Annotated in this window: 18 protein-coding genes; 6 read left to right on the top strand and 12 right to left on the bottom strand. The window is 67.4% G+C overall.

The window, feature by feature from the left end; translation table 11 throughout:
* Positions 1-69: 69 nt before the first annotated feature.
* From A5651_RS07880 to A5651_RS07855, 6 genes are all read right to left on the bottom strand, one after another.
* Complete coding sequence (locus A5651_RS07880; RefSeq protein WP_066977844.1) at positions 70-561, bottom strand: carbonic anhydrase; 492 nt, start codon at positions 559-561, stop codon at positions 70-72.
* Between the two features lie 104 nt (positions 562-665).
* Positions 666-2,591, bottom strand: a complete 1,926-nt coding sequence (locus tag A5651_RS07875) for a glycosyltransferase family 39 protein (protein ID WP_066977841.1) — start codon at positions 2,589-2,591, stop codon at positions 666-668.
* A 29-nt stretch (positions 2,592-2,620) separates the two neighbouring features.
* Positions 2,621-3,886: a bifunctional glycosyltransferase family 2/GtrA family protein gene (locus A5651_RS07870; RefSeq protein ID WP_156662712.1), complete on the bottom strand. Its 1,266-nt coding sequence runs from the start codon at positions 3,884-3,886 to the stop codon at positions 2,621-2,623.
* A gap of 56 nt (positions 3,887-3,942) precedes the next feature.
* Positions 3,943-5,760 (bottom strand): glycosyltransferase family 39 protein, encoded by a 1,818-nt coding sequence (locus A5651_RS07865; RefSeq protein WP_066977835.1) that lies wholly within the window; start codon positions 5,758-5,760, stop codon positions 3,943-3,945.
* Between the two features lie 71 nt (positions 5,761-5,831).
* Positions 5,832-7,445, bottom strand: a complete 1,614-nt coding sequence (locus tag A5651_RS07860) for a cell wall metabolism sensor histidine kinase WalK (RefSeq protein WP_066977916.1) — start codon at positions 7,443-7,445, stop codon at positions 5,832-5,834.
* Complete coding sequence (locus A5651_RS07855; protein WP_066977913.1) at positions 7,423-8,127, bottom strand: response regulator transcription factor; 705 nt, start codon at positions 8,125-8,127, stop codon at positions 7,423-7,425. Before A5651_RS07855 ends, A5651_RS07860 begins: the two co-directional genes overlap by 23 nt.
* A gap of 186 nt (positions 8,128-8,313) precedes the next feature.
* Here A5651_RS07855 and A5651_RS07850 point away from each other — a divergent pair, with 186 nt between their 5' ends.
* Positions 8,314-8,802 (top strand): hypothetical protein, encoded by a 489-nt coding sequence (locus A5651_RS07850; protein WP_231988611.1) that lies wholly within the window; start codon positions 8,314-8,316, stop codon positions 8,800-8,802.
* Between the two features lie 3 nt (positions 8,803-8,805).
* On the opposite strand, the gene A5651_RS07845 is transcribed toward A5651_RS07850, so the two are convergent.
* A complete protein-coding gene (locus tag A5651_RS07845; protein WP_066977907.1) occupies positions 8,806-9,042 on the bottom strand; it encodes a hypothetical protein in 237 nt (78 codons plus the stop codon).
* 129 nt (positions 9,043-9,171) lie between these two features.
* Positions 9,172-9,429, bottom strand: a complete 258-nt coding sequence (locus A5651_RS07840) for a hypothetical protein (protein ID WP_066977904.1) — start codon at positions 9,427-9,429, stop codon at positions 9,172-9,174.
* Positions 9,430-9,627: 198 nt separating this feature from the next.
* Here A5651_RS07840 and A5651_RS07835 point away from each other — a divergent pair, with 198 nt between their 5' ends.
* From A5651_RS07835 to A5651_RS07820, 4 genes are read left to right on the top strand one after another with little or no spacing between them, the layout of a single operon-like run.
* Entirely contained in the window at positions 9,628-10,605 is a 978-nt protein-coding gene (locus A5651_RS07835) for an ABC transporter permease (protein ID WP_066977833.1), read from the top strand.
* Positions 10,602-11,531: an ABC transporter permease gene (locus tag A5651_RS07830; protein WP_066977830.1), complete on the top strand. Its 930-nt coding sequence runs from the start codon at positions 10,602-10,604 to the stop codon at positions 11,529-11,531. Before A5651_RS07835 ends, A5651_RS07830 begins: the two co-directional genes overlap by 4 nt.
* Entirely contained in the window at positions 11,528-13,366 is a 1,839-nt protein-coding gene (locus A5651_RS07825; RefSeq protein WP_066977827.1) for an ABC transporter ATP-binding protein, read from the top strand. The genes A5651_RS07830 and A5651_RS07825 overlap by 4 nt, the downstream gene beginning before the upstream one ends.
* A 10-nt stretch (positions 13,367-13,376) precedes the next feature.
* On the top strand, positions 13,377-15,044 hold the full coding sequence (locus tag A5651_RS07820; protein ID WP_066977824.1) for an ABC transporter family substrate-binding protein: 1,668 nt from the start codon (positions 13,377-13,379) through the stop codon (positions 15,042-15,044).
* Between the two features lie 6 nt (positions 15,045-15,050).
* On the opposite strand, the gene A5651_RS07815 is transcribed toward A5651_RS07820, so the two are convergent.
* From A5651_RS07815 to A5651_RS07805, 3 genes are read right to left on the bottom strand one after another with little or no spacing between them, the layout of a single operon-like run.
* Positions 15,051-16,409, bottom strand: a complete 1,359-nt coding sequence (locus tag A5651_RS07815; RefSeq protein ID WP_066977821.1) for a hypothetical protein — start codon at positions 16,407-16,409, stop codon at positions 15,051-15,053.
* Complete coding sequence (locus A5651_RS07810) at positions 16,406-17,101, bottom strand: hypothetical protein (RefSeq protein WP_066977818.1); 696 nt, start codon at positions 17,099-17,101, stop codon at positions 16,406-16,408. The genes A5651_RS07815 and A5651_RS07810 overlap by 4 nt, the downstream gene beginning before the upstream one ends.
* Positions 17,102-17,148: 47 nt before the next feature.
* The gene (locus A5651_RS07805; RefSeq protein ID WP_066977815.1) at positions 17,149-18,402 is read right to left on the bottom strand and encodes an alpha/beta fold hydrolase; all 1,254 of its coding nucleotides are present in this window, start codon (positions 18,400-18,402) and stop codon (positions 17,149-17,151) included.
* 66 nt (positions 18,403-18,468) lie between these two features.
* On the opposite strand from A5651_RS07805, the gene A5651_RS07800 reads away from it, so the two are divergent.
* Positions 18,469-18,870, top strand: a complete 402-nt coding sequence (locus A5651_RS07800; protein ID WP_066977812.1) for a DUF1622 domain-containing protein — start codon at positions 18,469-18,471, stop codon at positions 18,868-18,870.
* Here A5651_RS07800 and A5651_RS07795 read toward each other — a convergent pair.
* Positions 18,867-19,285: GMC oxidoreductase (locus tag A5651_RS07795; RefSeq protein ID WP_231988610.1), on the bottom strand; the 419-nt coding region annotated here is incomplete at its 5' end. The genes A5651_RS07800 and A5651_RS07795 overlap by 4 nt on opposite strands.

Here is a 19,285-nt window from a genome sequence, read left to right as displayed (position 1 = left end):
TGTCAACGAGTGATGGAGCGATTTGGGCGTGATAACCGGCGCTCAGCGCGGGAAATCACGCCCAACCCGCTACGGGGTGACCTCCTTGAGCTTGCCCGTGGCGACGTCGAAGACGAACCCACGCAGCGACTCGTGTTTAGTGACGAACGGGCTGGCCTCGATCCGGCGGATGGACTGGCGCACGTCCTCGTCGAGGTCGGCAAACGCCTCGGCGGCCCATTCGGGCTTGATCCCGACCTCGTCCTGAATGGACCGCTTGAAGTCGTCGTCGGTGAACGTCAACATTCCGCAGTCGGTGTGATGGATGAGGATGATCTCCTTGGTGCCCAGCAACCGCTGGCTGATCGCAAGCGAACGGATCTCGTCGTCGGTGACGACGCCGCCGGCGTTGCGGATCACGTGGGCCTCGCCCTCTTTCAAGCCGAGGATCCGGTAGACGTCCAACCGGGCGTCCATGCACGCGACGACGGCCACATGCTTGCTCGGCGGCAGCGGCAGCGGACCCGAGAAGTTCTTCGCATACTCCTCATTGTTTTTCAGGTACTCGTCTGTCACCGTCATCCCGACCTCCTTGGTGGATCGCGCAAACGTCGAGACGATAACAACACGCGGCGGGTTTGCCACGGGTCAGAATCACGGCGATCGGATGGGCTGGCTGCCGCGAGCTACTTGGGCGCCGTGAGGTCGTAGACGGTGGCCCCGCCGACATCGGCAGACCGGAAATTGGCCTTCACCCATTCCGTGATCTCGGCGGAAGCACCGGAGTCGCGGTGTCCCGGCGGGCCGAAGCGTTCGCTCGCGATGAAGTACCGCACCTCATGGCGGGCGACGTAGTCCTTGAACTGCGCCAGCGTCGGCGAGTCGTCGCTGCCGGTGAACCCGCCGATCGCCATGACCGACGCGCCCGTCTTGAGCTCCAGATCGCTGGCGCCCATCGAGCCGATAGTGGCTGCGGCCCAACGGTTGTCCAGGCCCGTCACCAACTCGGCCAGCGCCGGGTTGTCGGCGATCCGGTCCGGATTGCCGCGTCCGCCCGGTCCGCCTCGCCCGTCTGGGCCGCCTTGTCCCGGCGGACCGAACATATCGCCCTTGCTCGGACCCGACGTCGATATCGGCCCGTTGTGGGCGGTCGCGACCGTTTCGATGGCGTAGGCAGCCGGTGCAGCCGACCCGAAAAGGATTGCCGCCGCCGCTAACCCGGCGACCGCACGACCGCGCCACCGCCTGCCGACGACCAGCAGCACCGCCACCACCACCGATCCGGCCAGCACGATCCAGCGCAGCGCCGGCAGCCAGTCGGGGGTGCGGTCCAGCAGGACGAATGCCCACACACCGGTACCCGCCGCCATCACCGCCAGCACGACGCGGGCGCTCAGCCTTCCCCGCACCCGCCACAGCTCACGCACGGCAATACCGACCAGTGCGGCGATGGCCGGCGCGAGGGCCACCGTGTAGTACGGGTGGATGGTGCCGTCCATGAAGCTGAACACCGCGGCGGTCACCAACAGCCAACCACCCCACAGCAGCAGGCTCGCGCGGACGCGATCGGTGCGGGCGGCCTTGCGCGTCAACCACAATCCCGCGATCAGGCCAATCAGCGCGGCGGGCAACAGCCACGACGCCTCGGTGCCGAACGACATGCCGAACATGCGGCCGATGCCGGGTGTGCCGCCGAAGAAGATGTTGCCCGTCCCACCCGGGCCGCCGGGTTCACCGGCGGGCGGCTCGAAGTGGCCGCCGCCGCCGTGGCCGCCACCGGCAATACGCTGAATTCCGTTGTAGCCGAACGCCAACTGCAGCAGGCTGTTGTCCGTCGAGCCGCCGATGTAGGGCCGCGACGATGCGGGCCACAGGCTGACCAACGCGACGTACCAGCCCGCGGACACGATCAGCGCACCGGCACCGACCAACAGCTTCCAGATTCGCTGCCACAGGCCGACGGGCGCGGCCACCAGAAACGCCAACGCCAGACCGGGCGCCACCAGGAACGCCTGAAGCATCTTGGTCAGGAACGCGAAGCCAATCGCGCAGCCGGCCAACGCCATCCACTTCGTGCTGGCCGTCTCGGTGGCCCGCACCACGAAGTACGCGGCCGCCACCAGCAGCAGGACCAGCAACGCGTCGGGATTGTTGAACCGGAACATCAGGGCCGCCACGGGCGTCAGCGCCAGCGCGGCACCGGCCATCAGCCCTGCAGCCGGACCACTGGTGCGTTTGACCGCGCCATACAGCAGCGCGACCGCGCCGACCCCCATCAGGGCCTGGGGCAGCAGCATGGTGAAAGCGTTGAAGCCGAACAGCCGACCGGACAGCGCCATCACCCACATGGCGGCGGGTGGCTTGTCGACCGTGATCGCGTTGCCCGCGTCGTGGGATCCGAACAACCACGCCATCAGATCCTGCGTCCCGGCCTGTGCGGCGGCGGCGTAGTAACTGTTGGCCCATCCCGACGACCCGAGCCCCCACAGATATAGCACCGCGGTCGCGAGCAACAGAACCAGCAGGGCCGGCGTCACCCAGCGGGGTCGGTCGTTGCGGTCCTCGTCGGGCGCCGCCGAGGCCGTCGTGTCCGGATCAGCAGTGAGCGTCATCGCTTGATTTCCTTTGTGTTTCGAGTCAGTCATCGGTTCCGGCGCGGATGGAACACCCAGCCACGGAGCAGCACGAACCGCACCACGGTGGCCAGCAGATTGGCCGCGACGACCACGATGGCGTCGACGTACCGGCCCGGCGCGGGTACGAGGGCGTGCAGCGCGGCCAGAGAGCCGCTGGTGATCGCGAGCGCGATGCCGAAGACGATCAGGCCTTCGACATGGTGGCGCGCCACGCGGCTGCGGCCGGCCACCCCGAACGTGAAGCGCCGGTTGGCGGCCGTGTTACCAATCGCGGTGACGAGCAGCGCGATGAGGTTGGCCACCTGCGCACCCAGCCAGCCGTGGATCGCCATGAACAGCATCAGGTAGGCGACAGTCGACACGATCCCGACGGTTGCGAACCGCACCGTCTGGCGCATCAGCGAGCCCGGCGCGGCGGCAGCGCGCGACGAGCCGAGCTGGGCCGCGAGCATGTGCACGGGTATCGATCCGTTGGCGAAGCCGCGCAGCAGCCGGGCGATGCCCTTGAGGTCGGCGGTGGCCGTCGCGACGATGTCGACGCGGCTGTCGGGGTCATCGACCCAATCGACGGGCACTTCGTGGATGCGCAGACCCGTGCGCTCGGCGAGCACCAGCAGCTCGGTGTCGAAAAACCAGCTGGTGTCGGCGATGTGCGGGAGGAGGCGCTGCGCCACATCGGCGCGCACGGCCTTGAAACCGCATTGCGCGTCAGAGAACCCCGTCGCGAGCGTCGACTTGAGAATCAGGTTGTAGCAGCGCGAGATGATCTCGCGCTTGGGGCCGCGAACGACGCGGGCGCCGCGGCCGAGCCGCGTTCCGATGGCGATGTCCGAATGGCCCGAGATCAGCGGCGCGACGAGCGGGGCCAGCGCGGCCAGATCGGTGGAGAGGTCGACGTCCATGTAAGCGAGCACGGGCGCGTCGGAGGTCGACCAGACCGCACGCAGCGCGCGGCCGCGGCCCTTCTCCTCCAGGCGAACAACGCGCACGCCGTCGAGTTCGGCGGCCAGTTCGCGCGCAATGCGGGGCGTGTCGTCGACGCTGGCGTTGTCGGCGATTGTGATGCGCGCCGGGAACGGGAACTGGTCGCGCAGATGGCGGTGCAACCGGTACACCGAATCCGCGAGCGCGGCTTGTTCGTTGTAAACCGGGATCACCACGTCCAGCACGGGCACGCCGGCAGCCCTTGCTGCAATGGCGGCGTTGGGCCGTGCTTCAAAACGGGCGCGTCTGCCGATGCTGGTGTCGGGTTCGAGTGCGGTGTCGGTCATGTCTTCCATCGTTGGTCTGCAGCCTGTCCACGCTGTTGGGTGAAGCTATGTCTGAGCTATGAGTTCTTCGGCGGCTGGGTCAGGTCGTAGATGACCGCACGGTCCACTGTCGTCGGGCTGAAGTGGGTCTCCACCCAGTCGGCGATGGTCTCGGCCTCGCCGCTGCCGGAGGATCCCCAGCGACCGAACATCACCCGGCCGCCGATGAAGTAGTGGATTTTCTTATCGGCGACCAGACGCTGAAATTCCCGCAGCGTCGGCGACGGATCGGTGCCGTTGAAACCGCCGACGGCCATCACCGGTACGCCGCTTGCCAGTTGGTAGCCCGCCGCATTGTTCGAGCCCAATGCCGCGGCGGCCCAGGTGAATTGGCCGGCGTCGGCTGCCAGCGTGGAAGTCAGTCGAGGACCCGGAGTGGGCGCGTTCAAGAGCCCACCTGGTGGACCGGATCCATGGCCCGCAGGACCCACCGACGGTATCGCCCCGACATGCGGACTGGCCGCGGTCGCAACCGAATACGCCGCGGGCCCGGCAAGACAAGCCAGCACGCCCAGGCAGGCCACTGCCCGTGCCGGCGTGGCGTTCAGCCGGCCCGCGACGAGCAGCAGCACTGCGGCCGCCACTCCCCCGACCGCGATGACGGCGCGCAGCCAGGGCAGCCAGCCGTCGCTGCGGGCGAGCAGCACGCAGGCCAGGACCGACGTGACTACCACGGCACCTGCCAACGCGGTCGCGGCCGGTAGCTCGGAACGGTTCTGCCACAACAGCATCGCCCCGATGCCCACCATCGCGGCGACGGCGGGTGCGAGCGCCACCGTGTAGTAGGGGTGCACGATCCCGTTCATGAAGCTGAACACCACCGCGGTCACCAGCAGCCAGCCGCCCCAAATGAGCGTCGCGGCGCGGACCGGGTCGGTGCGCGGTACCCGTCGGGTGATGACGATGATCGCGCCGAGGCAGATGAGGGCGGCGGGCATCAGCCACGCGATGTGGCCGCCCATGCTGTGCCCGAACAACCGTGCCCAGCCGACGTCGAAGTTCAGATTGCCGAGGCCGCCGGGCTCATCACCCGTCAGCCTGCCGATCCCGTTGTAGCCCAACGCCAGTTCCACGATGCTGTTGTGCTGCGACCCGCCGATGTACGGCCGGGACTGCGACGGCCACAGCTCAACGAGAAGCAGATACCACCCGCCCGAGAGCACCATCGCGGCGACCAGTGCGGTCATGTCGACCAGCCGGCGACGCACCGAGCGGCTCCCGGTCGCCACGTAGGCCGCGACAAAGCCCGGCAGCACCAGGAAGGCCTGCAGCATCTTGGCGAGAAAACCGAGGCCGACCGCGGCTCCCGCCGCGACCAACCACCAACGGCTGGCGTCTTTTTCGCATGCGCGCTGCGTGCAGTACACCCCGGCCACGAGCGCCAGCACCAGCAGCGCGTCGGGATTGTTGAACCGGAACATCAGCGCGGCCGCCGGTGTCAGCGCCAGAACCACACCAGCGAGCAGCGCAGCGCCGGGCCCGCTGACCCGTCGCACCGCGGCGTAGAGCAGCGCAACCGCGGCCACGCCTTCGAGCGCCTGCGGCGCCAGCACACTCCATGGGCTCAGCCCGAAAATCCGCACCGACAGATCAATGATCCACAGCGAGGCGGGTGTCTTGTCGACGGTGATGGCGTTCGCCGCGTCGCTCGAGCCGAACAGCATCGCCGTCCAGTTGCTTGCGCCCGCCTGCGCGGCCGCCGAGTAGAAACTGTTCGCCCATCCGCTGGCCGACAGGTTCCACAGGTACAGCACGGCGGTGCCGACCAGAAGCGCACCGAATGCCACCCGCGAGCAGACGGAAACGCATCGACTTTGGCGGCGTGTCGCCTGCATTTGCGTCTGCTCGGCAGGAGAAGGCGGGGCGTCAAGGGCGAGGGTCACTGACGCAATCTTCGGCGGGCGGACTAGGCGCCGGTTTTGCCGCCGCTGTGGCTTGGCTGTGAATCGATCGGGAGTTTCACCACGAATTCGGTGTTGCCCGGCATGCTGTGCACGTCGATGGTGCCGTGGTGTGCTCGGACGACGGCGGCGACGATGGCCAGCCCCAGGCCGGTGCTGCCCTCACGACGGGAGCGCGACGAGTCGCCGCGGGCGAACCGCTCGAACACCTCGGGCTGCAACCACACCGGGATTCCCGGCCCCTCGTCTGTGACGGTGAGGACCGCGTGGTCGTCGGCTGCCGCCAACGCCGTGGTCACCAATGTCCCCGGCGGGGTGTGCGTGCGCGCATTGGCCAGCAGGTTGGCCAGCACCTGGTGCAGCCGGGCCTCGTCGCCCCTGACCACCACCGGCTCCTCCGGCAGGTCCAGCGCCCAGCGGTGGTCGGGCCCGGCAATGTGGGCGTCGCTCGCCGCATCGACGACAAGGCGGGTCAGGTCGACCTGTTCGCGTTGCAACGGCCGCCCGGTGTCGAGGCGCGCGAGCAGCAGCATGTCCTCGACCAGGTGGGTCATGCGTTCGGTCTCGGATTCGACCCTGCTCATCGCGTGCGAGACATCGTCGGGCAGCTCGTCGGTTTTGCGTTGCGCCAGCTCGGTGTAACCCCGAATCGCTGCCAGTGGAGTGCGCAGTTCGTGGCTGGCGTCGGCGACGAACTGACGGACCCGCATCTCGCTGGCGTGCCGCGCCGACAACGCCCCTGCGATGCGGTCGAGCATGCGGTTGAGCGCCGAGCCGAGCTGGCCGATCTCGGTGTGCACGCTGGCCGGATCGACCTTGACGATCGGGGTCGGCAGACGAACCTCGCCGCGGTCGAGTTCGAGGTCAGCCACCTGCCGTGCGGCGGCGGAAACCTCTGACAGCGGCCGGAATTGGCGGCGGATTAGCAGAATGCCCGCGGTCGCCGCGGCGATAAGCGCGACGACACCGACGATGCAGAACATCACCAGGACCCACAGCAGCGTGTCGTCGACGTCGGAGGTGGGCAGGCCGACCACGATCGTCTCCTCCGGACCGTGCGAGTGGTTGCCCACCAGCCGGTAGCGACCCAGGCCATCGAGATCCACCGTCTTCGGGGTGTGGCTGGGCGCGATCTTGGCCAATTGTTGCATTGCGGTGGAACTGATTTCGGATCGGGCACCGTCGGCGGTGATGACGCCTGCGTCGACCGACACGCCCTGGGCGATAACGGCACCCACCATCCGGGCGGCCTGCCCCGGCGCGTTGAGGAATTCCGGGCCGGGGCCCTCGTCCTCACGGATGACGATGCGTCTCGGCCGATCGGTCGGCACGTCGAACGGTGGCCCGGGCATGCCTCGCGGCGGCCGGAACCCCGGCGGCGGCGGAGGCCCGAACGCGAATATCGCAGCGGAGCGGCGACCGGCCTCGATCACCTGCTGATCCAGCTGGTGCATCAAAAACCGTTGCAGCGCAAACTCGGTCGCGATCCCGATGCCGGCACACACGACCGCGAGCAGCACGACCTGTGTGACCAGCAGCCGCGCTCGCAGCGACCAGGTGCGGGGAGAACGGATCCGGGTCAGCAGCCCCGGCCGGTCAACGGGCGGGCTTGAGGACATACCCGGCACCGCGCAACGTGTGGATCATCGGCTCGCGTCCGCTGTCGATCTTCTTGCGTAGATAGGACACGTACAGCTCGACGATGTTGGATCGCCCGCCGAAGTCGTAGCTCCACACGCGGTCGAGGATCTGTGCCTTGGACAGCACGCGTTTCGAGTTCCTCATCATGAAGCGCAACAGCTCGAACTCGGTGGCGGTCAACGAAATCGGTTCACCGGCGCGCGTCACCTCATGGCTGTCCTCGTCGAGGGACAGATCACCGACGACGATCTTGGCGCCGCCGGTCTCGCTGGCCACGCCGGTCCGTCGTAGCAGCGCACGCAATCGCAGTACCACCTCTTCGAGGCTGAACGGCTTGGTGACGTAGTCGTCGCCGCCTGCGGTCAACCCCGCGATGCGGTCCTCGACGGAATCCTTCGCGGTCAGCAGCAGCAGCGGCAGGTGCGGTATGCGTTCGCGCAGTCTGCGCAATACGTCGAGGCCGCTCATGTCGGGCAGCATCACGTCGAGGACGACCACATCGGGCGGATTCTCTTTGGCCAGCGCGATCGCGGTTGCGCCGTCACCCGCCGTCTGGATGTCCCAGCCTTCGTAGCGAAGCGCCATCGAAACCAACTCCGCGAGGACGGGTTCATCGTCGACGACCAGGACGTTGATCGGCTTGCCGTCGGCGCGGCGCATCACCACGCGGTCAGATTCGTTCGCGTTCACACAGATCCTGTTCGGACGGCCACGACAGACCATTATCAGCACCCGGCGTGAGCGCACACTGTGCCATTTCTGTGGGCCGGCTGTGAGAATCGGTCGCCGGTGCGACACCGACGTCGCTCACAGCGTACGCACATGGAACCGCTGCACAGTGGTCGCGTGACATCGGAAAACGCAGACATTTCCCCAAGCGACCGCTGGGGCGCCCGTAAGACCTTGGCGGCCGTTGCCGTGGCCGCGGCAATCGGCGGCGTCGGCGGCGCGGCGATCTACGCGGCGACAGAAGGGTCGGCGCACTCCATGACCGGGATGAGGGGCGGCCCGATGCACGGTCCGGGCCAAGGCGGCCCGCCGCCACCGCCGGACGCGCAGCCGAAGCCTTCAGGCGCCGTTCACGGCGAGTACGTGGTCGCCGACGGCCATGGTGGATTCAGCACCAAACTAACCCAGACGGGCACGGTCGACGAGGTCACTCCGTCGTCGATCGTGGTACGAAGCGACGACGGCTACACCCAGATCTACGCGTTGGCGCCGGGCACCGCCGGCTCCGCGGCAAAACCCGATGAGACGGTGAGCGTCGAAGCCACCCGCATGGGCGCGACGGTGACCCTCAACAGCATCGGTGAGGGCCCGCCGCACCGGAACTGAGCCTTACGGGCCGAAGCCCTCCGGCGGCTCGGCGGTCACCTCTGGCACCGCGACTGAAGTCTCTGGGCTCTTCGCCGCCTTCTCGACAGTGCTCGTCTCGCCCAGGGTCATTCTCGGTTCGGACACCACGCTCGCTGAGCCGGTGACTTCACCGCTCAGCGCAACCGTCAAGGCTCCCATCGCCACGACCGCGCTCGCCCCCACGGCCGCCGACGCCAGCTTGAACTTCTTGGAATTCATGATCACCTCTGACCACTCCGATTCGGTATCTGGTCGAACAGGGTGCACAGAGGGATCGCCGACGACCCCTCTGTCATACCGGGTAACCGGAGGGGTCAGGACCAAAACGTCAGCGCAGAGGCAGTACCGCTACTGCGCGGCCGCCTCCTCCTTGGGCAGGGGTGCAGGCCCCTTGATGGACGGGACGGCCATCGAGGTGGCCTCGACGGTGTTGGCCTTGCCAGAGGCGGTCGAGGTCGCGGCGAGCGTCATATGGCCCGCCGCGACGGAATGGGTGTCGGACGGTTGCTGGTGCAGGCTCATCGTCAGCGCACCCATCGTCACCAGCGCGCCGCCGCCCACCGCGGCGCCCACCAGCTTGACCGTGTTCCGGTTTGTTGAGTTCATGATCACACTCCGTTTCCTGGCCGCCGTTCCGGCCCGGCGAACCGTGAAAGTGCAGGTACTAACCAGTGAACGCCCGCTTTCTGTAGTCAGGCTTAAAACGGGGTGGGAAGTCGCCAGGCACGCGCCACCGACGGCTTCACGGCGGCACCGGCAGGCATCTCATACCCTGTTGCGCATGCCTGCCGTGGGAGCCCGCCGATGACGCGCTTCCTGACGCGGCGCCTGCTCAACTACGTCGTGCTGCTGATCCTGGCGTCCTTCCTGACGTTCACGCTGACCTCGTTGTCGTTCAAGCCGCTAGACAGCCTGGAGTCGCGCAACCCCCGGCCGCCCCGCGAGGTGATCGAAGCCAAGGCCGCCGAGCTCAACCTGGACCGGCCGATTCCGATCCGCTACGTGCGGTGGGTGTCGGGCGCTGTGCGCGGCGACTTCGGCACCACGGTGACCGGCCAACCCATCTCCGACGAATTGGGCCGACGGGTGGGGGTGAGCCTGCGTCTGCTGATCATCGGCGCGGTGCTCGGCACGGTCATCGGTGTCGTCATCGGCGCGTGGGGAGCCATTCGGCAATACCGGCTGAGCGACCGCGTCATCACGGTGTCGTCCCTGCTGTTGTTGAGCACACCGGTGTTTGTCATCGCGAACCTGTTGATCCTCGGCGCCAACCGGGTGAATTCGCTTGTCGGCGTTCAGTTGTTCGAGTACATCGGCGAGACGTCACCCGATGCGGTCGGCGGTGGATGGAATCAATTCGTCGACCGCCTCCAGCATCTGGTGTTGCCGACGTTCACGCTCGCGCTGATGGGGATGGCGGGATACAGCCGCTATCAACGCAATGCGATGCTCGACGTGCTCGGCCAGGATTTCATCCGCACAGCGCGGGCCAAGGGACTCACGCGACGACAGGCGCTGTTCAAACACGGCCTGCGCACCGCGCTGATCCCGATGGCGACGCTGTTCGCCTACGGCATCAGCGGATTGGTGACCGGCGCGGTGTTCACCGAGAAGATCTTCGGCTGGCACGGCATGGGCGAGTGGGTGGTGGCCGGCATCGCGACCCAGGACACCAACATCATCGCCGCGGTGACGGTGTTCACCGGCGCTGCAGTGCTGTTAGCCGGGCTGCTTTCCGACGTCATCTACGCCGCGCTTGATCCGAGGGTGCGGGTGACATGACCGAGCCCGTCACCACCGACAGTGCGACCGCGGCTAAGTCCGGTTTGGACGCCGGAGAGTTCGCGTCCCGGCGAACGCTGGTCTGGCGCAGGTTCTTACGCAACAAGCCCGCGGTCGCGTCCCTGGTGTTGCTGGTCGTGTTTTTTGTCGGCTGCTACGCGCTGCCCCCGCTGCTGCCCTACAGCTATACCGACCTGGATTACTACGCGTTGCAGCAACCGCCGAGTCCGCGTCACTGGTTCGGCACCAACGCGCTGGGCCAGGACCTACTGGCGCTGACGCTGCGCGGCATGCAGAAGTCGATGCTGATCGGGATCTGCGTGGCGCTCATCTCGACGATCCTGGCCGCGACGGTCGGTGCGATCGCCGGCTATTTCGGCGGCTGGCGCGACCGGCGGCTGATGTGGCTGGTCGATCTGCTGCTGGTGGTGCCGAGCTTCATCGTCATCGCGATCGTCACGCCGCGGCTGGGTTCATCGGACCGGGTTTTCTGGTTGATCCTGCTGTTCTCGGTGTTCGGCTGGATGATCAGCTCGCGAATAGTGCGCGGTATGACGATGAGCCTGCGGGAACGCGAATTCGTCGTCGCTGCACGGTATATGGGCGTGCCGAACTGGCGGATCATCGTGCGGCACATCCTGCCGAACGTCGCCTCCCTGTTGATCATCGATACCGCGTTGAACGTCGGCACGGCGATCATCGGTGAAACCGGATTGAGCTTCTTGGGATTTGGTATCCAGCCGCCCGACGTCTCGCTGGGCACGCTGATCGCCTCCGGCACCAATGCCGCAACCACATTCCCGTGGGTGTTCCTGTTCCCCGCCGGCGTCCTGGTGCTGATCGTCTTGTGCACCAACCTCATCGGCGACGGGATCCGCGACGCGCTCGATCCGAGCGCACGAACCCTGCGGAGGAAACGCACATGAGCCTCCTCGAAGTCCGCGACCTGACCGTCACCTTCCCGACCGACGCCGAACGTGTCGCAGCGGTTCGCGGGCTGACCTACCACGTGGACAAGCGCGAAGTCGTCGCCCTGGTCGGCGAATCCGGCGCCGGCAAGACCGCGGGGGCCATGGCGGTGGTCGGTCTCCTACCCGAGTACGCCGACGTCAGCGGATCCGTGCGGCTGCACGGCGACGAACTGCTGGGCCTGTCGGATCAGCGGATGTCGCAGGTGCGCGGCAAGACCATCGGCACCGTATTCCAGGACCCGATGTCGGCGCTGACGCCGGTTTTCACCGTCGGTGACCAGATCGCCGAGGCCATCCGGGTGCACAACGGCGGCACCACGCGCCGGGCGGCGCAGGCCCGCGCCATAGAGCTGCTGGAACTCGTCGGCATCACCCAGCCCGATCGACGGGCCAAAGCCTTCCCGCACGAGTTGTCCGGCGGTGAACGTCAGCGGGTGGTCATCGCCATCGCCATCGCCAACGACCCCGACCTGCTGATCTGCGACGAGCCGACAACGGCGCTGGACGTCACGGTGCAGGCGCAGATCCTCGAGGTGCTCAAGACAGCGCGCGACGTGACCGGCGCCGGCGTGCTTATCATCACCCACGACCTCGGAGTGGTCGCCGAGTTCGCCGACCGCGCGCTGGTGATGTACGCCGGGCGCGCCGTCGAGGTCGCCTCGGTCGCCCAACTCTACCGCGACCGTCGAATGCCGTACACCGCAGGGCTTCTGGGGTCGGTCCCCCGGCTGGATGCCGCACAGGGGGCGCGTCTGGTGCCGATCCCTGGCGCTCCGCCTTCGCTGGCATCCCTGCCGCCGGGTTGCCCGTTCGCGCCGCGCTGCCCACTGGCGATCGACGACTGCCGCGCGGCAGAGCCCGAACTGCTGCCGGTCGGCCCCGATCACACCGCGGCGTGCATCAGGACAGAGTTGGTTGCGGGTCGCAGCGCAGCCGACATCTACGGGGTGTCCACCGCACCCGGCGACACCGAGGAGGCGCCGGCCGATGCACCAATCGTGCTGCGCGTCGAAAACTTGGTCAAGACATACAAATTGACCAAGGGCGTGGTGCTGCGCCGCAGGATCGGCGAGGTGCGCGCGGTCGACGGAGTCAGCTTCGAGCTTCGGCAGGGCCGCACGCTTGGCATCGTCGGTGAATCCGGTTCCGGGAAGTCGACGACCCTGCACCAGGTCTTGGATTTGTCTCCGCCCCAAAGTGGTTCGATCGAGGTGCTCGGCGCCGATGTGGCGACGTTGACCGCGCGAGCCCGTCGCGCGTTGCGCGGAGACGTACAAGTGGTGTTCCAGGATCCGGTCGCATCGCTGGATCCCCGGCTGCCGGTCTTCGAGGTGCTCGCAGAGCCTTTGGCCGCCAACGGCTTCGACAAGAAGCGCATCGATGATCGGGTGTCCGAGCTGTTGGGTATCGTCGGGCTGCGGCGCGCCGATGCCAGCCGCTATCCCGCCGAATTCTCCGGTGGCCAGAAGCAGCGTATCGGGATCGCGCGGGCGTTGGCCCTGCGGCCGAAGATCCTGGCGCTCGACGAACCCGTCTCGGCGCTCGACGTATCGATTCAGGCCGGCATCATCAACCTGCTGCTCGACCTGCAGGACCGCTTCGGCCTCGCCTATCTGTTCGTCAGCCACGACCTGTCGGTGGTCAAGCACCTGGCCCATCACGTGGCGGTGATGTTCCGGGGCAAGATCGTCGAGCAGGGTGAGGGCGAGCAGGTGTTCGCCGACCCGCGCGATGAATACACGCGCAGGTTGCTCGCCGCGGTCCCGCAACCAGAACCGAACCGCGGCTAGAGTCGGTCGGATGATGATCCGACGCTTGGCTGCGGCCCTGGTGGCCGCCGGTATCACGATCACCGCCTGCTCCAGCGGGGACCAGGGCGCTCCGCCGCCTGGCGGCAACGCCGAAGTGGGCAAGACCGCCGACATCAACCCGCAGGACCCGGCGACGCTGCGCCAGGGCGGAAACCTGCGGCTGGCCCTGTCTGGCTACCCGTCCAATTTCAACTCGCTGCACATCGACGGCAACGAAGCCGACACCGGCGCGATGCTGCGCGCCACCCTGCCCCGCGCGTTCCGGGTCGCATCGGACGGCTCAACGACGGTCAACACCGACTACTTCACCAACGTCGAGCTGACCAGCACCACACCTCAGGTCGTCACCTACACCATCAACCCGAAGGCGGTGTGGACCGACGGCACGCCAATCACGTGGGAGGACATCGCATCCCAAATCAACGCGACCAGCGGTAAGAACTCCGACTTCCGCATCGCCTCCACCAACGGCGCCGACCGCGTCGAGAAAGTGACGCGCGGGGTCGACGACCGCCAGGCCGTTGTGACCTTCGCCAAACCCTTCTCGGAGTGGCGGGGCATGTTCGCGGGCAACACGATGCTGCTGCCGAAGAGCATGACCGCCGATCCAGAGGTGTTCAACAAGGCTCAGCTCGACCGCCCCGGCCCCTCCGCGGGTCCGTTCATGATCACCGACCTCGACCGCACCGCTCAGCGAATCGTGTTAAAGCGCAACCCGAAATGGTGGGGGCCGCCCCCGCTGCTGGACAGCATCACCTACCTGGTGCTCGACGACAAGGCGCGCATCCCCGCGCTACAGAACAACACCATCGACGCCACCGGGGTGGCCTCGCTTCCCGAGATGACCACCGCGCGCAACACCCCCGGCATCTCGATCCGGCGCGCGCCGGGCGCCAGCTGGTACCACTTCACGTTCAACGGTGCGACGGGCTCCATTCTGTCTGACAGGGCGCTGCGGCTGGCGATTGCCAAAGGCATTGACAGGCAGGCGATCGCCAACGTCACCCAGCGCGGACTGGTGGACAATCCAGTGCCGCTCAACAACCACATCTTCGTCGCGGGGCAAGAGGGCTACCAGGACAACAGCGCCGCCGTCGCGTTCGATCCGGAGAAGGCCAAGCAGGAACTCGACGCACTCGGCTGGCGGATGAACGGCCAGTTCCGCGAGAAGGAGGGACGCCAGTTGGTGATCCGCGACGTCCTCTTCGACGCGGAATCCACCAAACAGGTGGGCCAGATCGCGCAGAACAGCCTGGCCCAGATCGGCGTCAAGCTCGAACTCGACACTAAGGGCGGCACCGGGTTCTTCACCAACTACATCATCCCGGGTGATTTCGACATTGCCCAGTTCACTTGGGTCGGCGACGCGTTCTCGCTGTGTTGCCTCAACCAGATCTATACGACCAACGCGGAGAGCAACTTCGGCAAGATCAGCAGCCCAGAGATCGACGCGAAGACCGAAGAGACGTTCAACGAGCTCGATCCGGTGAAGGCCAGGAAGCTAGCCAATGAGCTCGACAAGCTGATCTTCGGCATCGGCTTCAGCCTGCCGTTGTATCAGTCACCAGGCAACGTCGCGGTACGCAGCAGCCTGGCGAACTTCGGCCCGGCAGGCATCGGAGATTTGGACTACACCAAGATCGGGTTCACCAAGTAGCCGTCGTCAGGCACGTTGGGGGTCGCTGCGGCGGGCCCGTTGCACCCACGGGTCGGCAAGCATCGATGTCACGAGGTTCACGATTTCGGCATCGGGACTGCGGTAGCGGCCTTCCAGCGGTGTAACGACGGATTCGATCCGCTGAAGGAGGCCGCGGAACGCATCCTCCGCGGCCTCAGCGTAGTCTGCGGCGGCGCCTGCTGGCATGAGACTGCTTGTGGCCCCGCGTGATTCGTCAGTCAGATATCTCGCGTGCTCTTCGACCACTCGGACCAGGGTCTGCATGAGATCGATGTCGAGCGGGACATCGGGATCGTCGCTGGCCATGCCGACCTCGAGCATGTAATCGATCTGGTGGAGCGCGTTAAGGGCGTTCTCGATGAACGCGGTCTCCGAACGGAACTCGAAGGGCGGAACCGGCATCGACAAGGTTCGCGCCGCCTTGGCCTGCGCCTGCCGGACCACCTCGTCGGCTGCGGCGTAAGCGCGCGCGATCTCGGCGTCGGCAGCGTCCCGCGCGGCCTGCGCCTCACCGGCCGCCCAGCCCCGGGCTGCGGCGACTTCGGCTTCGGCGTCGGCGCGCACACGTTCGAGGTCACCGCGCAGCTCCTGCGCGGACTTTTCGGCGGCCTCGCTGGCGGCGGTGCGTTCGGCGGTTCTCTGGTCGGCGCGCGCCTCCGCCGCCGCCGCCCGCTCGCGGGCCGTCGCCACCTCGGCGTCTGTGTCAGCGCGGAGCTTCTCGAGTTCGGCGCGCCACTTCTGCATCGCCTGCTCGGCCCCCTCGGCCGCCGTTTTGCGTTCGGCGGCCCGCTGCTGGGCACGCGTCTCAGCCGCGTTGGCACGCTCGAGAGCCGTTGCGATTTCGGCTTCGGCGTCGGCGCGGACCCGCGCGAGCTCTTCGCGCAGTTCCTGGAGACCACCTTCGTGCGCAGCTGCCGTGGCGGCCCGTTCGGCGGTGCGTTCGGTGTCGCGCTGCGCGGCCTGTTGTTGCGCTGCGCGGGCCTGGGCCCGTGCAGCGGCGGCGGTTCGGGCAGACTCTTCTGCTTCGGCTCGCGCCGCGGCGGCAGCCGCTTCGGCGTCCAGTTTGGCCTGATGGGCGTCGCGGGCACGGGCTTCGGCGACGCGGCGCGCGTGGTCGGCCTCGACAAGCCGTTGAAATGGTGAAAGCCGCTGCGGCGCACTGCCGTTGCGGGCGCGGCGTTCGATGAGCTGACGTTCGGTCAGCGCCGCGACCGCGACCAGCTCCGCGGGCGGGGTCTTTCCGCGCCGCTGCGCGGCCTCCACCGCCTCCACTGCTGCGCGACGGGTCAGTGCGGCCCAGTCCTCAACACTCAGTTCGGCGATTTGCTGCGTGGTCGTCGTCATTGCTTGCGACGCCGCCCGCCGGTAGTTATTGCTGTTGTGGGCGCGGCACTTTCGGCCGGCGAGGGCGGCTTGGCGTGGTTACCCTCTGGCGCCTTGGTCCCGGGTGACACGGCCGGGGATGGGTTGGCCTGGGTTGGCTTGGCCTGCAGCGGCTTCGCGTCGATTGACGGGGTCTGCTCATCCGGCGAGGGCGGCTGCGGCGGCACCGTTCCGCCACCCGTGGCGGGGATGCTGGCGGCGAGTTCGGACAATGGGCCGCTTTGTTGGGCCAAAATCAGCGCGAACTGGCTTTGATAGACCGTGACGGCATCAGCCAGTGTCTCGTCGCCCAGCCGCTCGGCGTCGCGCAACAGCCCGCGCAGCGTCGCCATGGCGAGTTCGGGACCGAGGCCCAGCGTGGCGCCTTCACTGGCGGCAGGCTCAATTCCGGCCGTCTCCACCAGCCACTTGAGCGTCTCCCAGGCCTGTCGGGACAGCGCTGCATGCTGTTCGGCCTCGTGCGCCTGCTGATGGTGGCGCTGGCGCTGCTCGAGCTCACGGTCAAGCCCTTTGCGTGCCCGCCGGGTGGCGTAGAGCGCTGCGACGAGCACGATGAGCGCCGCGATGACTGCGGCCGTCCCGGCAAAGCCCGGCGAGACGATGAACTCGCGCAGCGGTACTGGAGAGTTCATGGCCAGCGGAATGTCGGTCATCTGAGCCATTCTGCCGTATCGGCGATCTTTGCTGCAGCGTCACTCGGTCAGGAGGTGGCACGATGCACGACGCGCGGAATGACGGCGGGTAGCACAGATTCGATCGCCGCCGCTGCAACGAGCGCCCCGAGCAGCATCCGAAGGGCCAAACTGGCGGGCACGGCGTCGAATTGCTTGGCGCGGGCAGCCAAGGTGTGGATCTCGCCGTCGTAGAGGGCCGAGACGATGTCGAGGGCCGCACGCTCGCGGAAGTCGATCACGCTGTGGCCCGCGGTTGCCAGCTCGACCATGACCGCGTCGGGGATCAGCGAGACGATCTGCTGGGCTACGGCACTCGGAGTGACGAGGTCGCGGCCACCGGAGATGACGACCGTCGGCCAGGTGAACTTCGGCATCTCGGCGGCCAGATCGTAGGGCTCGGACTCGAATTCCATTGGCTGCGGCGCCAATTCACGAAACGCGACGGCGGGGTCCAGCGGTTTGCCGTCCGGGGTGGGGCCGTAGTTCAGTTCCCGAAACCCGATCCGCCCCACTAGATCTGGCTCGTGGCGATACGGAGCCTTGCGCTCGAACAGAAAACGCGACGCCTGGTCGAGCACGCTCCACAGACCCTGTCGGCCCTGCAGCAGGAGATCGAGTTGTCGCGTCAGCAACGCCGGTCCTGCAAAGCCGTACATCGAGGCGGTGAGTTGTCCCGCCTCAGGCGTCAGCACTCCGTCGTCGACCAGCTTGCGCACCTTGGGGGCGAGTTCGGCGGCATCGGGCTCGTCGCCGTCCCACAGGACGCGGCGGGTCTCTTCGCGGGCAATGTCGATGTCGCATGCCGACAGCAGTGGTGAGTCGAGGACCATGGCGTGCACCCGATCCGGATGGCGCACACCGAATCCCGCGGCCAGGTATGTGCCGTAGGAGGTGCCGTAGATCACCGCCTTCTGCACCTTCGCGTCGTCGAGCACCGCGGCGATGTCAGCCACGGCCTGTTCGATGGTGAGGGCGTCGGGCGGGAGATCGGCGCCGTCGTCATCATGGCGGGACATCGCTACACCGCGGTGATCGAACATGATCATGTCCAGGCCTCGGGCCGCCGCGTGCCTGCGCAGGCCTCGATACAGCGCTATTGATGCCACCCCGGGGCCGCCGGGGATGACGACAAGCGGGTTCGTCGACTTGCGACCGGTGCGGACGTAGTACAGATCGAAGTCGTCAGCTCGGCCCGGCGCCACAGGTCGCCGTACCGGTCGCACGCCTGGCAGCGCAGCCAGCTTGTCGTGCGCGCGGCGACGCTTGGCGTTCATCGTCATCGTCGACCATTGTGCCCTCGGCGGGTAATAGAGTCTTGCGCACAACCAGACGACGGGGATCGCAGCGTGAACTTGGAGCAGTTCTTCGAGCGGGCGACGCAGGCGTTCGAGGTGTTGGGTGTTTCCTCGATGGTGCTGGGCACCGGCTATGCGATCGGTTTGGCGGCCGTGACGTGGCGGCGAACCGGTGGGGCGCGGGCGTTCAAGACCCTGCGCAATGCGATCGGCGGGGCGATTCTGCTCGGCCTCGAGCTGCTGGTCGCCGCCGACATCGTCAAGACGGTTACGTCGAAGCCGTCGCTGACCGACGCCGCCATCCTCGGCATGATCGTGCTGATCCGTACGGTGCTGAGCTTCACGATCGAGGTCGAGATCGACGGAGTCGCGCCGTGGCGTAAGGCGCTCACCACCGGGCCCGAGGTGCTGGCGCGCACCACCCGCGACGCGCGGCCGCAGCCAGGCGGCTAACCGCCCCGGATCAGGTCGGAGGCTTTCTCGCCGATCATCACGGCGGGGGCGTGGGTATGTCCGCGCACGATCGCGGGCATCACCGAGGCGTCGGCGACCCGCAGGCCGTCGACACCGCGCACGCGCAACTGCGGATCGACCACGCTGGCGTCATCGCTGCCCATGCGGCACGTGCCGACCGGGTGGTAGAGCGTCTGCGAACATGTGGCGATGGCCGCGCCGAACGCCTCCTCGTCCAGCCTCGTGGCGCCGATCGGGCGCGCGATACCACTGAGCATCCCGCTCAGCGCGGATGCCTGCGCGATTCGCGCGGTCATCTGCAGTCCGGCAATCAACGCCGCCCGATCGGCGCCTGCATCGTCGCTGAGGTACTGCGGATCGATCGCCGGTTTCACCAGCGGGTCGGGCGATGCCA

This window comes from Mycobacterium sp. 1274761.0 (genome assembly GCF_001668615.1).
GTDB lineage: Bacteria > Actinomycetota > Actinomycetes > Mycobacteriales > Mycobacteriaceae > Mycobacterium.
This window is presented reverse-complemented; position numbering and strand designations above follow the sequence as displayed.

What these genes read in the sequence shown, in the direction of transcription:
- A5651_RS07810 (WP_066977818.1), bottom strand. Translation starts at nt 17,101, where the DNA reads ATGACCGACATTCCGCTGGCCATGAACTCTCCAGTACCGCTGCGCGAG.
- A5651_RS07865 (WP_066977835.1), bottom strand. Translation starts at nt 5,760, where the DNA reads ATGCAGGCGACACGCCGCCAAAGTCGATGCGTTTCCGTCTGCTCGCGG.
- A5651_RS07860 (WP_066977916.1), bottom strand. Translation starts at nt 7,445, where the DNA reads ATGTCCTCAAGCCCGCCCGTTGACCGGCCGGGGCTGCTGACCCGGATC.
- A5651_RS07855 (WP_066977913.1), bottom strand. Translation starts at nt 8,127, where the DNA reads ATGCGCCGCGCCGACGGCAAGCCGATCAACGTCCTGGTCGTCGACGAT.
- A5651_RS07845 (WP_066977907.1), bottom strand. Translation starts at nt 9,042, where the DNA reads ATGAATTCCAAGAAGTTCAAGCTGGCGTCGGCGGCCGTGGGGGCGAGC.
- A5651_RS07805 (WP_066977815.1), bottom strand. Translation starts at nt 18,402, where the DNA reads ATGACGATGAACGCCAAGCGTCGCCGCGCGCACGACAAGCTGGCTGCG.
- A5651_RS07815 (WP_066977821.1), bottom strand. Translation starts at nt 16,409, where the DNA reads ATGACGACGACCACGCAGCAAATCGCCGAACTGAGTGTTGAGGACTGG.
- A5651_RS07820 (WP_066977824.1), top strand. Translation starts at nt 13,377, where the DNA reads ATGATGATCCGACGCTTGGCTGCGGCCCTGGTGGCCGCCGGTATCACG.
- A5651_RS07870 (WP_156662712.1), bottom strand. Translation starts at nt 3,886, where the DNA reads ATGACCGACACCGCACTCGAACCCGACACCAGCATCGGCAGACGCGCC.
- A5651_RS07830 (WP_066977830.1), top strand. Translation starts at nt 10,602, where the DNA reads ATGACCGAGCCCGTCACCACCGACAGTGCGACCGCGGCTAAGTCCGGT.
- A5651_RS07840 (WP_066977904.1), bottom strand. Translation starts at nt 9,429, where the DNA reads ATGAACTCAACAAACCGGAACACGGTCAAGCTGGTGGGCGCCGCGGTG.
- A5651_RS07825 (WP_066977827.1), top strand. Translation starts at nt 11,528, where the DNA reads ATGAGCCTCCTCGAAGTCCGCGACCTGACCGTCACCTTCCCGACCGAC.
- A5651_RS07880 (WP_066977844.1), bottom strand. Translation starts at nt 561, where the DNA reads ATGACGGTGACAGACGAGTACCTGAAAAACAATGAGGAGTATGCGAAG.
- A5651_RS07835 (WP_066977833.1), top strand. Translation starts at nt 9,628, where the DNA reads ATGACGCGCTTCCTGACGCGGCGCCTGCTCAACTACGTCGTGCTGCTG.
- A5651_RS07875 (WP_066977841.1), bottom strand. Translation starts at nt 2,591, where the DNA reads ATGACGCTCACTGCTGATCCGGACACGACGGCCTCGGCGGCGCCCGAC.